Source organism: Pseudomonas sp. P42 (genome assembly GCF_017973755.1).
Lineage (GTDB): Bacteria > Pseudomonadota > Gammaproteobacteria > Pseudomonadales > Pseudomonadaceae > Aquipseudomonas > Aquipseudomonas iridis.
Window position 1 is genome coordinate 77,419 of record NZ_JACOPU010000001.1, and the last position, 12,326, is coordinate 89,744.

Annotated in this window: 13 protein-coding genes; 12 read left to right on the forward strand and 1 reads right to left on the reverse strand. The window is 58.6% G+C overall.

From position 1 onward, the window contains the following. The first annotated feature begins 15 nt into the window (after positions 1 to 15). The 5 genes from H8B20_RS00340 to ispD all read left to right on the forward strand — a co-directional run bounded on the left by H8B20_RS00340 (position 16) and on the right by ispD (position 5,098). The gene (locus tag H8B20_RS00340) at positions 16 to 1,647 is read left to right on the forward strand and encodes a CTP synthase (RefSeq protein ID WP_042557891.1); all 1,632 of its coding nucleotides are present in this window, start codon (positions 16 to 18) and stop codon (positions 1,645 to 1,647) included. Between the two features lie 5 nt (positions 1,648 to 1,652). Next, positions 1,653 to 2,498, forward strand: a complete 846-nt coding sequence (kdsA, locus tag H8B20_RS00345) for a 3-deoxy-8-phosphooctulonate synthase (protein WP_210622044.1) — start codon at positions 1,653 to 1,655, stop codon at positions 2,496 to 2,498. 156 nt (positions 2,499 to 2,654) lie between these two features. Next, positions 2,655 to 3,944 carry a phosphopyruvate hydratase gene (gene eno / locus H8B20_RS00350; RefSeq protein ID WP_042557893.1) on the forward strand — a complete coding sequence of 430 codons (1,290 nt, stop codon included), beginning with the start codon at positions 2,655 to 2,657 and terminating at the stop codon, positions 3,942 to 3,944. A 171-nt stretch (positions 3,945 to 4,115) separates the two neighbouring features. Next, on the forward strand, positions 4,116 to 4,394 hold the full coding sequence (gene ftsB, locus H8B20_RS00355) for a cell division protein FtsB (protein WP_007908838.1): 279 nt from the start codon (positions 4,116 to 4,118) through the stop codon (positions 4,392 to 4,394). Then, on the forward strand, positions 4,391 to 5,098 hold the full coding sequence (gene ispD / locus H8B20_RS00360; RefSeq protein ID WP_115146392.1) for a 2-C-methyl-D-erythritol 4-phosphate cytidylyltransferase: 708 nt from the start codon (positions 4,391 to 4,393) through the stop codon (positions 5,096 to 5,098). The genes ftsB and ispD overlap by 4 nt, the downstream gene beginning before the upstream one ends. Positions 5,099 to 5,185: 87 nt before the next feature. Here the strand turns inward: ispD and H8B20_RS00365 are convergent, their stop codons facing one another. Next, a complete protein-coding gene (locus H8B20_RS00365; protein ID WP_210622045.1) occupies positions 5,186 to 6,082 on the reverse strand; it encodes a LysR substrate-binding domain-containing protein in 897 nt (298 codons plus the stop codon). Between the two features lie 116 nt (positions 6,083 to 6,198). On the opposite strand from H8B20_RS00365, the gene H8B20_RS00370 reads away from it, so the two are divergent. The 7 genes from H8B20_RS00370 (at position 6,199) to H8B20_RS00400 (ending at position 12,290) form a co-directional block, all read left to right on the forward strand. Further along, positions 6,199 to 7,311 carry an S-(hydroxymethyl)glutathione dehydrogenase/class III alcohol dehydrogenase gene (locus H8B20_RS00370; RefSeq protein WP_115146393.1) on the forward strand — a complete coding sequence of 371 codons (1,113 nt, stop codon included), beginning with the start codon at positions 6,199 to 6,201 and terminating at the stop codon, positions 7,309 to 7,311. Between the two features lie 65 nt (positions 7,312 to 7,376). After that, on the forward strand, positions 7,377 to 8,222 hold the full coding sequence (fghA, locus tag H8B20_RS00375) for an S-formylglutathione hydrolase (RefSeq protein ID WP_210622046.1): 846 nt from the start codon (positions 7,377 to 7,379) through the stop codon (positions 8,220 to 8,222). Between the two features lie 44 nt (positions 8,223 to 8,266). Continuing rightward, the gene (ispF, locus tag H8B20_RS00380) at positions 8,267 to 8,740 is read left to right on the forward strand and encodes a 2-C-methyl-D-erythritol 2,4-cyclodiphosphate synthase (protein ID WP_210622047.1); all 474 of its coding nucleotides are present in this window, start codon (positions 8,267 to 8,269) and stop codon (positions 8,738 to 8,740) included. Beyond that, positions 8,737 to 9,795 (forward strand): tRNA pseudouridine(13) synthase TruD, encoded by a 1,059-nt coding sequence (gene truD, locus H8B20_RS00385; RefSeq protein ID WP_210622048.1) that lies wholly within the window; start codon positions 8,737 to 8,739, stop codon positions 9,793 to 9,795. The genes ispF and truD overlap by 4 nt, the downstream gene beginning before the upstream one ends. Continuing rightward, on the forward strand, positions 9,783 to 10,532 hold the full coding sequence (gene surE / locus H8B20_RS00390) for a 5'/3'-nucleotidase SurE (RefSeq protein WP_042557899.1): 750 nt from the start codon (positions 9,783 to 9,785) through the stop codon (positions 10,530 to 10,532). The genes truD and surE overlap by 13 nt, the downstream gene beginning before the upstream one ends. Before the next feature lie 41 nt (positions 10,533 to 10,573). Further along, a complete protein-coding gene (locus tag H8B20_RS00395) occupies positions 10,574 to 11,209 on the forward strand; it encodes a protein-L-isoaspartate(D-aspartate) O-methyltransferase (protein ID WP_170947254.1) in 636 nt (211 codons plus the stop codon). A gap of 211 nt (positions 11,210 to 11,420) precedes the next feature. Next, positions 11,421 to 12,290, forward strand: a complete 870-nt coding sequence (locus H8B20_RS00400) for a peptidoglycan DD-metalloendopeptidase family protein (protein WP_210622049.1) — start codon at positions 11,421 to 11,423, stop codon at positions 12,288 to 12,290. The last annotated feature ends 36 nt before the right edge of the window (positions 12,291 to 12,326 follow it).

Sequence of the window (12,326 nt, forward strand, 5' to 3'; positions counted from 1 at the left end):
CTTCTAGGGTTTTTCATGACGCGCTACATATTCGTCACGGGCGGTGTTGTTTCTTCATTGGGGAAAGGCATTGCCTCGGCTTCATTGGCGGCTATCCTGGAGGCGCGGGGGCTTAAGGTCACCATGCTTAAGCTGGATCCGTACATCAACGTCGACCCGGGCACCATGAGCCCGTTCCAGCATGGTGAAGTGTTCGTCACCCACGACGGCGCCGAGACCGACCTGGACCTGGGCCACTACGAGCGGTTCATCCGCACGACCATGACCCAGAACAACAACTTCACCACCGGCCGTGTTTACGAACACGTGCTGCGCAAAGAGCGCCGTGGTGACTACCTGGGTGCAACCATCCAGGTGATTCCGCACATTACCGACGAAATCAAGCGCCGCATCATCAAGGGTGCAGGCGATGCCGACGTGGCGATGGTCGAAATCGGTGGCACCGTGGGTGACATCGAGTCGCAACCGTTCCTCGAAGCCATCCGTCAGCTGCGATTCGAAGTCGGCGCCAAGCGCGCGATGCTGATGCACCTGACGCTGGTGCCGTACATCGCCACCGCCGGCGAAACCAAAACCAAGCCAACCCAGCACTCGGTCAAGGAACTGCGTTCCATCGGCCTGCAGCCTGACGTGCTGGTTTGCCGCTCCGATCACCCGATCGACATCTCGTCGCGTCGCAAGATCGCGCAGTTCACCAACGTTGAAGAGCGTGCGGTCATCGCTCTGGAAGACGCCGACACCATCTACAAGATCCCGGGCATTCTGCATTCGCAGGGTCTGGACGATTTCGTCGTCGAGCGTTTCGGTCTGCAGTGCGGCGGTGCCGATCTGTCCGAGTGGGAAGCTGTGGTTGATGCCAAGCTGAACCCGGAACATGAAGTCACCATTGCCATGGTCGGCAAGTACATGGAACTGCTGGACGCCTACAAGTCGCTGATCGAAGCGATGAGCCATGCGGGTATCAGCAACCGTACCAAGGTCAACCTGCGCTACATCGATTCCGAAGACATCGAAAACCAGGGCACTGCGCTGCTGGAAGGCGTAGACGCCATCCTCGTTCCGGGCGGCTTCGGTCTGCGCGGCGTGGAAGGCAAGATCACTGCCGTTCAGTACGCTCGCGAAAACAAGGTTCCGTACCTGGGTATCTGCCTGGGCATGCAAGTGGCGGTCATCGAGTTCGCTCGTAACGTCATGGGCTGGAAAGACGCCAACTCCACCGAGTTCGATCGCGCCAGCGGCCACCCGGTTGTCGGCCTGATCACCGAGTGGGAAGACGCCACCGGTGCCGTAGAAGTGCGTACTGAAGCCTCCGATCTGGGCGGCACCATGCGCCTCGGCGCTCAGGAATGCCTGCTCGAAACCGGCTCCAAAGTGCACGATTGCTACGGCAAGGACGTGATCGTCGAGCGTCACCGCCACCGTTACGAAGTGAACAACAACCTGCTGCCGCAAATCATCGAGGCCGGCCTGAAGATTTCCGGTCGCTCCGCTGATGCAGCCCTGGTTGAAGTGGTTGAAGCACCGGATCATCCATGGTTCGTCGCTTGCCAGTTCCACCCAGAGTTCACCTCGACACCACGTGATGGCCATCCGCTGTTCAGCGGCTTCGTCAAAGCAGCGTTGGCTCAACACCAGAAGAAGGCGTAACCCCGATGGCACAGAAGATCATCCGCGTCGGCGACATCGAGATTGCCAACGACAAACCCATGGTGCTGTTCGGCGGCATGAACGTGCTGGAAAGCCGTGACATGGCCATGCAGGTTTGCGAAGAGTATGTGAAGGTCACCGAAAAACTTGGTATCCCTTACGTGTTCAAGGCCAGTTTCGACAAGGCCAACCGTTCTTCTGTGACCTCGTATCGCGGTCCTGGCCTGGAAGAGGGCATGCGCATCTTTCAGGACATCAAGCAGGCTTTTGGCGTGCCGATCATCACCGACGTCCACGAGCCTGAACAGGCCGCGGTCGTCGCCGAGATCTGCGACATCATCCAGTTGCCGGCCTTCCTGTCGCGCCAGACCGATCTGGTCGTGGCGATGGCCAAGACCAACGCGATCATCAACATCAAGAAAGCCCAGTTCCTCGCCCCTCAGGAAATGAAACACATCCTGAACAAGTGCGTTGAAGCGGGTAATGATCAACTGATCCTCTGCGAGCGTGGTTCGAGCTTCGGCTATAACAACCTCGTGGTCGACATGCTCGGCTTCGGCATCATGAAGCAGTTCGAGTACCCGGTATTCTTCGACGTGACCCATTCGCTGCAAATGCCTGGCGGTCGTTCCGACTCCGCCGGCGGTCGCCGTGCACAGGTCCTGGACCTGGCCAAGGCTGGCATGAGCCAAAGTCTGGCAGGTCTGTTCCTCGAAGCTCACCCGGATCCGGACAACGCCAAATGCGACGGCCCTTGCGCCTTGCGTCTGGACAAACTGGAGCCATTCCTGGCCCAGCTCAAAGCCTTGGACGAACTGGTTAAGAGTTTTCCGACGGTAGAAACCGCGTAAACCTCAATTCTCCGGTAAAGTACCGCACGATTTGTCGCTCATGCCCTCGGGCATGAGCGTTATCGTCTGCAAATCTGCCCGCTGCACCCCCTTGCCGACGGTAAAAAGATTTCCTCTAGCTGCGTCGTTTTCGTCAACTTTGGAGTGTTTACAACAATGGCAAAAATCGTCGACATCAAAGGTCGTGAAGTTCTCGACTCCCGTGGCAATCCCACCGTGGAAGCGGACGTGCTTCTCGACAACGGCATCATCGGCAGCGCATGCGCGCCGTCCGGTGCATCCACTGGCTCGCGTGAAGCGCTCGAGCTGCGTGATGGCGACAAGAGCCGTTACCTGGGCAAGGGCGTGCTTAAAGCGGTAGCCAACATCAACGGTCCGATCCGCGATCTGCTGCTGGGCACTGACCCAAGCGACCAGAAAGCCCTCGATCACGCGATGATCAAGCTCGACGGTACCGAAAACAAAGCGACCCTGGGCGCCAACGCCATTCTCGCCGTCTCCTTGGCTGCGGCCAAGGCTGCTGCACAGGATCAGGACCTGCCGCTGTACGCTCACATCGCCAACCTGAACGGCACTCCGGGTGTTTACTCGATGCCGGTTCCGATGATGAACATCATCAACGGTGGCGAGCACGCCGATAACAACGTCGACATCCAGGAATTCATGGTTCAGCCGGTTGGCGCCAAGTCTTTCTCGGAAGGTCTGCGCATGGGCACCGAGATTTTCCATCACCTCAAAGCTGTGCTGAAGGCCCGTGGCCTGAGCACTGCTGTCGGCGACGAAGGTGGTTTCGCGCCTAACCTGGCTTCCAACGAAGACGCGCTGAAAGTGATTTCCGAAGCTGTGGCCAACGCCGGTTATAAACTGGGCACCGACGTGACCCTGGCCCTGGACTGCGCAGCCAGCGAATTCTACGAAGACGGCAAGTACAACCTGTCCGGCGAAGGCCAAGTGTTCACTGCTGAAGGTTTCGCCGACTACCTCAAAGGTCTGACCGAGCGTTACCCGATCATCTCCATCGAAGACGGTCTGGACGAGTCCGACTGGGCTGGCTGGAAAATTCTCACCGATAAAATCGGCGAGAAAGTGCAGCTGGTGGGCGACGACCTGTTCGTAACCAACACCAAGATCCTGAAAGAAGGCATCGATAAAAAGATCGCCAACTCGATCCTGATCAAGTTCAACCAGATCGGCACCCTGACCGAAACCCTGGAAGCCATCCAGATGGCCAAGGCTGCCGGTTACACCGCAGTGATCTCGCACCGTTCCGGCGAAACAGAAGATTCGACCATTGCCGACCTGGCTGTGGGCACCTCGGCTGGCCAGATCAAGACCGGTTCGCTGTGCCGTTCCGACCGCGTTTCCAAGTACAACCAACTGCTGCGTATCGAAGAGCAGTTGAATGGCAAAGCCAAGTACAACGGTCGTAGCGAGTTCCGCGGTTAAGCTGAAACTGATAAAAGGACACCGGATTGTGTCGAAAAAGTCGTGACAGCGATGGATTTGCCACTAATCTGATGCCTTAACAGCACAAGCCTGGATTTTCCAGGCTTCGTGCTATCAGACGCTGCAAAGTTTTGGCGTGGCTGTCTTTTTTCACTGGATACCTGATATTCGATGCGCAGTCCTTACTGGTTGTTTCTCGTTTTGCTCCTGCTGCTGGCCGGTCTGCAGTACCGACTGTGGGTGGGCAATGGCAGTCTGGCGCAAGTCGCCGAGCTGAATCAGCAGATTGCTGATCAACATGCCGAGAACGAAGGTTTGCTGGAGCGTAACCGGGTGATGGACGCTGAGGTCAGCGAGTTGAAGAAAGGCATGGAGACCGTTGAAGAGCGGGCTCGTCACGAGTTGGGCATGGTCAAGGACGGCGAAACCCTTTACCAGTTGGCTCAATGATCAATTCCCTGCCGGCCTTCTGGGCCGTGATTCCTGCCGCGGGCGTCGGTGCCCGAATGGCCGCGGACCGTCCCAAGCAATATCTGCAACTGGGCGGGCGCACAATTCTCGAACACAGCCTCGGCTGTTTCCTCGATCACCCGAGCCTCAAGGGTTTGGTGGTCAGTGTTGCTGTTGATGATCCTTATTGGCCGAGCCTGGCATGCGTCAACGATCCGCGTATTCAGCGCGTTGACGGCGGTGCCGAGCGTTCCGGTTCGGTGCTCAATGCCTTGCTGCATTTGCACGCGCAAGGTGCGGACGATGAGGACTGGGTGCTGGTGCACGATGCGGCGCGGCCCAATCTGAGTCGCGATGATCTCGACAAATTACTCGCTGAACTGGCGGATGACCCGGTGGGTGGTTTGCTGGCGGTTCCTGCGCGCGACACCCTCAAGCGGATCGACAAGCACGGTCGTGTGGTTGAAACCGTTGACCGCAGCGTGATCTGGCAGGCGTACACGCCGCAGATGTTCCGCCTCGGTGCACTGCATCGCGCATTGGCGGACAGCCTGGTGGCGGATGCGGTGATTACCGATGAAGCTTCGGCGATGGAGTGGGCGGGGCAGGCACCCCGTCTGATCGAAGGGCGTGCGGATAACCTCAAGGTGACCCGCCCGGAAGATCTGGAGTGGTTGCGTCAGCGTTGGGCCAACCGCCGCTAAAAGATCGCAGCCTGCGGCAGCTCGTGCAGTGGTATTTGTCGCGGCAAATCCCCTGTAGGAACTGCCGAAGGCTGCGATCTTTTGATCTTAAATCCGATACTCTGGCCTTTCGGCCAACCCTTCCTTAAGAAAGTCCACCAACTTGCGCACCTTCGGCGACAAATGTCGCTGTTGCGGATACAGGGCCCACACTGCGGTATTCGGCGGCTGATGAGCCTCCAGCAACGAAATCAATGCGCCGCTGTGCAAGTGCTCCAGCACGTAATAGTCCGGTAACTGACACAACCCGACCCCTTGCAAAGCGGCATCCAGCACCGCTTGCCCACTGTTGCAACGCCAGTTTCCCTGCACTCGCTGGGAGAATTCCCGCCCGTTTTGCTCAAGCTGCCAGATATCCGTGCTGCCGATCAGGCAGTTATGCCGGCTCAGTTCCGACAAGCTATGTGGTCGTCCATACCTTTCCAGGTAGGACGGAGACGCGCAGAGATACATGCGCCGTGGCGCCAGGCGCGTCGCGACCAGTCGTGAATCTTGCAATCGTCCCAATCGAATCGCCAGATCCAGCCCCTCATGCACCAGATCGAGTTGACGATTGCTCAGCTCAATATCGATGCGCAGTTGCGGGTAGAGCCCCATGAACCGTGTCACCAGCGGCACGATAAATCGCTCGCCATAGGCCACAGCGCACGTCATGCGCAGCATGCCTTTGGGTTCGCTGGTCAGATCGCCAACCGCGCGCAGGGCTTCTTCGCGTCCGTCCTGCAAGCGCTGGCAGTGTTGCAGGAATGTCTGCCCGGCTTCGGTCAGCGTCACCCTGCGGGTACTGCGATAGAGCAGGCGCGTCTGCAAACGCTCTTCCAGTCGTACGATTTGTCGACTGATGTGCGAGGAAGAAACCCCGAGACGTTCAGCCGCGGCGGCGAATTGGCTGCATTCAGCGACGGCGACAAACTCGTCGATGCCTTCCCAGCGGTTTTCGGACATCAGGATTATCCCTGTATGGCAATAATGTTTTGCTTTTGGCCTGATTATTCATCGTCAGGTCATGTATTACACTCCTTGTCTGCTTTTTTATTTAATGGATTCACGGGAGAGTCAGCATGATCAAGTCGCGCGCCGCCGTTGCCTTCGAGGCCAAGAAGCCGCTGGAAATCGTAGAAGTGGATGTCGCCATGCCCAAGGCCGGCGAAGTGCTGCTGCGGGTAGTCGCTTCCGGTGTTTGCCATACCGACGCCTACACCTTGTCCGGCGCTGACCCGGAAGGGATCTTCCCTTCGATCCTCGGCCACGAGGGCGGCGCCATCGTTGAGGCGATCGGCGAAGGCGTGACATCGGTTGCTGTAGGCGATCACGTTATCCCGCTCTACACCCCGGAGTGTGGCCAGTGCAAATTCTGCAAGTCGGGCAAGACCAATCTGTGTCAGGCCATTCGTGCGACCCAGGGCAAAGGCCTGATGCCGGATGGCACTTCGCGCTTTTCCTACAAGGGCGAAACGATTTTCCACTACATGGGTACTTCGACCTTCTCGGAATACACCGTGTTGCCGGAAATCTCCGTGGCCAAAATCGCTAAAGACGCGCCGCTGGAAAAAGTCTGCCTGCTCGGTTGCGGCGTCACCACCGGTATCGGTGCAGTGCTCAACACCGCCAAGGTCAAACCGGGCGACACCGTGGCCATTTTCGGTTTGGGCGGCATCGGTCTGTCGGCTGTCATCGGTGCGGTGAAGGCCAAGGCCGCGCGCATCATCGCCATCGACATCAACCCGGCCAAGTTTGAAATCGCCAGGCAACTGGGGGCAACCGACTGCGTAAACCCGAAAGATTTCGACCGTCCGATTCAGGAAGTCATCGTCGACATGACCGATGGTGGCGTCGACTTTTCCTTCGAGTGCATCGGCAACGTGCAACTGATGCGCGCCGCCCTCGAGTGCTGCCATAAAGGCTGGGGCGAGTCGGTCATCATCGGTGTCGCCGGTGCCGGTCAGGAAATCGCTACCCGTCCGTTCCAGTTGGTCACCGGTCGCGTCTGGCGCGGTTCAGCATTCGGCGGCGTACGTGGCCGCAGCGAATTGCCAAGCTATGTCGACATGGCCCAGAGCGGTGAAATCCCGCTGGATACCTTCATCACCCACACCATGGGCCTGGAAGATATCAACAAGGCGTTCGACCTGATGCACGAAGGCAAGAGCATTCGTACCGTCATCCATTTCTGATCAATCGTGATGTCATGACTACAAGTCTTGAAGGCTTGTGGCCGTGACCGCGTAGGAGTCTTTACATGAGCCTGGAAAATATCTCCTGTCAGAAAAGTTTTGGCGGTTGGCACAAGCGCTATCGTCACCGTTCCGACGTGCTGGGCTGCGACATGGTATTTGCCGTGTACCTGCCACCGCAGGCGGAGCAGGGCGGCAAGCTGCCGGTGTTGTACTGGCTGTCGGGGCTGACCTGTACCGACGAGAACTTCATGCACAAGGCCGGCGCGTTGCGCATGGCTGTTGAACTCGGTCTGATCATCGTCGCACCGGACACCAGCCCGCGTGGTCCCGATGTGCCGGGCGACCCGGATGGTGCGTGGGACTTTGGTCTCGGTGCCGGGTTTTATCTGAATGCCACGCAGGAACCCTGGTCGCGGCACTATCGGATGCATGACTATGTCGTGCAGGAATTGCCTTCACTGGTTGAAGCGCATTTCCCGGCCTCGGATAAACGCAGCATCAGCGGCCACTCCATGGGTGGCCACGGTGCGTTGGTGTGTGCCCTGCGCAACCCGGGACGTTATCAATCGGTGTCGGCCTTTTCGCCGATCAACAACCCGATGGATTGTCCGTGGGGGCAGAAGGCATTTTCGCGTTATCTGGGTGAAGACCGTTCGAAGTGGAAAGAGTGGGATGCCTGTGCGCTGATCGCCGAGGCTGACGAGAAGCTCCCGCTGTTGGTCGATCAAGGTGATCGCGATGACTTCCTCGCGACTCAGCTCAAACCCGAAGCTCTGCAACAAGCGGCCAAACAAGCGGGTCATCCGCTGACGCTGCGCCTGCAACCGGGCTACGACCACAGCTATTTCTTCATCTCAAGCTTTATAGACGACCACTTGCAGCATCACGCACAAGCCCTTCGGGGCTAATGCAGGTAGAATCACGCCCTGACAAAAATCGGGGCGTTTTTTTTATGCGTATTGGCCACGGCTATGATGTGCACCGTTTCGCTGAAGGCGATTTCATTACTCTGGGCGGCGTGCGCATTGCACACAGCTTCGGGCTGCTCGCTCATTCCGACGGTGACGTCCTGCTGCACGCCTTGAGCGATGCCTTGCTCGGCGCGGCTGCGCTGGGCGATATCGGCAAACATTTCCCGGATACCGACCCACAATTCAAGGGCGCCGACAGCCGTGCGTTGCTGCGTCATGTGGTCGGTCTGATCCACGCCAAGGGCTGGAAAGTCGGCAACGTCGATAGCACCATCGTTGCCCAGGCGCCAAAAATGGCCCCGCATATCGAATCGATGCGCGCACTGATCGCCGCGGATCTTCAAGTTGAGTTGGATCAAGTGAACGTGAAAGCTACCACCACCGAAAAGCTTGGCTTTGTCGGTCGCGAAGAAGGCATCGCCGTGCACTCCGTTGCCTTGTTGCTGCGCGCATGAATGAACTGCAATTGCTCGGCCCGCGCGCCTATGGCGAACCCCTCGGCACCGCGGTACTGAAAGCCATCGCTGAAGATTTTCAGGTGGATGAAGTACTGGAGATCCCGTTCAGTGGCGACGGTGAACACCTGTGGATCTGGGTGGAAAAACGTGGCCTGAACACCGAGGAAGCCGCACGGCGTATCGCCAAGGCTGCCGGTGTGCCGCTGCGCACTGTCAGCTACGCCGGTCTCAAGGATCGTCAGGCGCTGACCCGTCAGTGGTTCAGTGTGCAACTGCCGGGCAAGGCAGATCCTGATCTGTCGGCGGCGGAAAACGACACGTTGAAGGTCCTCAAGACCACTCGCCACAAGCGCAAGCTGCAACGCGGCGCGCATTCGGCGAATGGTTTCACGTTGCGCCTGACGCAGTTCGCCGGCGACAAAGCCGCGATTGAAGAGCGCCTGCAACTGATCGTCAAACAAGGTATTCCCAATTATTTCGGCGCCCAGCGTTTCGGTCATGACGGCGGCAACGTCGTCGATGCCCGATCGTGGGCGGCGCGCAAGGCCTTGCCGGAGCAGCGCAATGTACGCTCGCGACTGCTGTCGACGGCGCGCAGTTTTCTTTTTAACCAGGTGTTGGCTGCACGTGTGGCAGATGGCACCTGGCAGCGCGCGCTGGTTGGCGATCTGCTGGCTTTCACCGATAGCCGTAGTTTCTTCCCGGCTGGTGAAGCTGAATTGAGCGACCCGCGTCTGGCGATTCTCGATCTGCATCCGACCGGCCCGCAGTGGGGTGAAGGTGACTCTCCGGCTGCTGGCGCTGTCCATGATCTGGAGCAGGGGATTGCCGCGCGTGAAGCGGATCTGCGCGATTGGTTGATCAACGCCGGCATGAGTCACGAACGTCGCATCCTGCGGCTGCCCATTGGCGGGTTGACGTGGCATTATCCCCAGCCTGACATTCTGCAACTGGAATTCGTCCTCCCGGCCGGATGCTTCGCCACTGTATTGGTGCGCGAGCTCGTTGATCTGGTGCCGGTGGGGCAGACGGACAGCCCATGCGTATTCTGATTTCTAACGATGATGGGGTAACCGCACCCGGTCTCGCCGCGCTTTATGCTGCGCTGGCGGATTACACCGAGTGCGTGGTTATCGCCCCTGAGCAGGACAAAAGCGGCGCCAGCAGTTCGCTGACGCTCGACCGTCCGTTGCACCCGCAATACCTGGCCAACGGCTTCATCAGCCTCAACGGCACGCCAACCGACTGCGTACATCTGGGCCTGAACGGGTTGCTGGAGCGCCAGCCGGACATGGTGGTTTCCGGGATCAATCTCGGCGCCAACCTTGGCGATGACGTGTTGTATTCCGGGACGGTGGCGGCGGCCCTTGAAGGACGTTTCCTCGAGCGCCCATCGTTCGCCTTCTCGCTGGTCTCACGCCAGGTCGATAATCTTCCTACGGCGACCTACTTTGCGCGCAAACTGGTCGAAGCCCACGCCGGGCTCGATCTGCCGCCGCGCACGGTGCTCAACGTGAACATCCCCAATCTGCCGATCGACCACATTCGCGGCATCCAGCTGACCCGACTGGGGCACCGTGCCCGGGCGGCGGCGCCGATGAAAGTGGTCGACCCGCGTGGCAAGGCCGGTTACTGGATTGCTGCCGCCGGCGATGCCGAAGATGGTGGCCCGGGCACTGACTTTCATGCGGTGATGCAGGGCTATGTTTCCATCACGCCACTGCAGCTCGATCGCACCTTCAACGATGCCTTCAGAAGTCTCGATGGCTGGCTGGAGGGACTGCGCTGATGGCTCGTGAACACGAAGACAGAATGCGTAGCGGCATCGGCATGACGTCCCAGCGCACGCGGGAGCGTTTGATCCAGCGTTTGTATGAAGAAGGACTGTCCAACGCCAAGGTGCTGGAAGTCATCCGGCGCACGCCGCGTCACCTGTTCGTAGACGAAGCGTTGGCGCACCGCGCTTATGAGGATACTGCGCTGCCGATCGGCCATAACCAGACCATCTCCCAACCTTATATGGTGGCGCGCATGAGCGAGCTGCTGTTGGAGGCTGGTCCGTTGGACAAGGTGCTGGAGATCGGTACCGGTTCCGGTTACCAGACTGCCGTGTTGTCGCAACTGGTTGAGCGGGTGTTCTCGGTCGAGCGCATCAAGGTCTTGCAGGATCGGGCCAAGGAGCGTCTGGTCGAACTCAATTTGCGCAACGTGGTGTTTCGTTGGGGCGACGGTTGGGAAGGCTGGCCGGCGCTGGCACCGTACAACGGCATTATTGTCACTGCCGTGGCCACCGATGTGCCGCAAGCGTTGCTTGATCAACTGGCACCGGGCGGGCGATTGGTGATTCCGGTCGGTTCCGGAGAAGTGCAGCAATTGATGCTGATCGTGCGCGAAGAAAATGGTTTTTCTCGACACGTTTTAGGCGCCGTGCGTTTCGTGCCATTGCTCAATGGTCCACTGGCCTGAGCATTTGTTCAACGGCGCTGAATTCCTTTCGCTGGCTTTGGTCTTACACCGGCGGCGATCGTTTAAACGCAGCAGACTGTCAGCTTGCAAACGTGTGCGTGAAGCGATTTCGCTTCATTAAAGGTAAAGCCGATTCGGCCCGTTATACTTGCGACACCTCATGCCGGAGTTCGGCATTCGAATTTTTCAGCCACCACAAAGGGAGCGGCGGGTGAGTCTCACTGTCATTGCGCAGCGTATGGGTAACACGAGCTTTCAGCGCCTGGTGACTGGCCTTGTCTTGAGCACCTTGCTGGTGGGTTGCTCCAGCACCAAATCGAGCAATGTCCGGGTAGTCGATCGCAACGGCGCGGCCGCACAGCGTCCTACCGTGACGACCGGTCAATATGTAGTCCGTCCGGGCGATACGATGTTTTCCATCGCATTTCGCTACGGCTGGGACTACAAAGCCCTCGCGGCGCGGAACAATATTCCTACGCCGTATACGATCCATCCGGGTCAGACAATTCGCTTCGACGGGCGTACCGGTTCAACGCCGACTGCCGTGGTGAGCAGCGCCAGTTCTTCGCCATCATCGTCCAGCAAAACCACGGTAATCCGGCGCCAGGCAAATGGCACAACGACCACCACAACCCGCGGTTCTGCTGGGGCTGTACCGTCCGTCGCCAACAAGCAAACCTCGGCTCCAATGCCTCCAGCCGGTCCAGCCCCGACCGGCTGGGGATGGCCATCTAATGGCATTCTGATTGGTAAATTCTCTTCAAACGGTAGTTTGAATAAAGGAATTGATATCGCCGGGGATTTGGGACAGCCTGTTTTAGCTGCGTCTGATGGGACGGTGGTTTACGCCGGGAGTGGCTTAAGGGGCTACGGCGAATTAGTCATCATCAAACACAGCGAAACCTACGTCAGTGCTTACGGACATAACCGCAGGCTGTTGGTTCGGGAGGGACAGCAGGTCAAAGTCGGACAGACAATTGCCGAAATGGGGTCAACGGGTACAGACCGGGTGAAACTGCATTTTGAGATTCGCCGACAAGGTAAACCAGTAGATCCGCTGCAGTTCCTGCCAAGGCGTTGATTTGCAATCCAGCCTGTTCCGTCGCGTAGAGGGGAC

What these genes read in the sequence shown, in the direction of transcription:
- H8B20_RS00340 (WP_042557891.1), top strand. Translation starts at nt 16, where the DNA reads ATGACGCGCTACATATTCGTCACGGGCGGTGTTGTTTCTTCATTGGGG.
- kdsA (WP_210622044.1), top strand. Translation starts at nt 1,653, where the DNA reads ATGGCACAGAAGATCATCCGCGTCGGCGACATCGAGATTGCCAACGAC.
- eno (WP_042557893.1), top strand. Translation starts at nt 2,655, where the DNA reads ATGGCAAAAATCGTCGACATCAAAGGTCGTGAAGTTCTCGACTCCCGT.
- ftsB (WP_007908838.1), top strand. Translation starts at nt 4,116, where the DNA reads ATGCGCAGTCCTTACTGGTTGTTTCTCGTTTTGCTCCTGCTGCTGGCC.
- ispD (WP_115146392.1), top strand. Translation starts at nt 4,391, where the DNA reads ATGATCAATTCCCTGCCGGCCTTCTGGGCCGTGATTCCTGCCGCGGGC.
- H8B20_RS00365 (WP_210622045.1), bottom strand. Translation starts at nt 6,082, where the DNA reads ATGTCCGAAAACCGCTGGGAAGGCATCGACGAGTTTGTCGCCGTCGCT.
- H8B20_RS00370 (WP_115146393.1), top strand. Translation starts at nt 6,199, where the DNA reads ATGATCAAGTCGCGCGCCGCCGTTGCCTTCGAGGCCAAGAAGCCGCTG.
- fghA (WP_210622046.1), top strand. Translation starts at nt 7,377, where the DNA reads ATGAGCCTGGAAAATATCTCCTGTCAGAAAAGTTTTGGCGGTTGGCAC.
- ispF (WP_210622047.1), top strand. Translation starts at nt 8,267, where the DNA reads ATGCGTATTGGCCACGGCTATGATGTGCACCGTTTCGCTGAAGGCGAT.
- truD (WP_210622048.1), top strand. Translation starts at nt 8,737, where the DNA reads ATGAATGAACTGCAATTGCTCGGCCCGCGCGCCTATGGCGAACCCCTC.
- surE (WP_042557899.1), top strand. Translation starts at nt 9,783, where the DNA reads ATGCGTATTCTGATTTCTAACGATGATGGGGTAACCGCACCCGGTCTC.
- H8B20_RS00395 (WP_170947254.1), top strand. Translation starts at nt 10,574, where the DNA reads ATGACGTCCCAGCGCACGCGGGAGCGTTTGATCCAGCGTTTGTATGAA.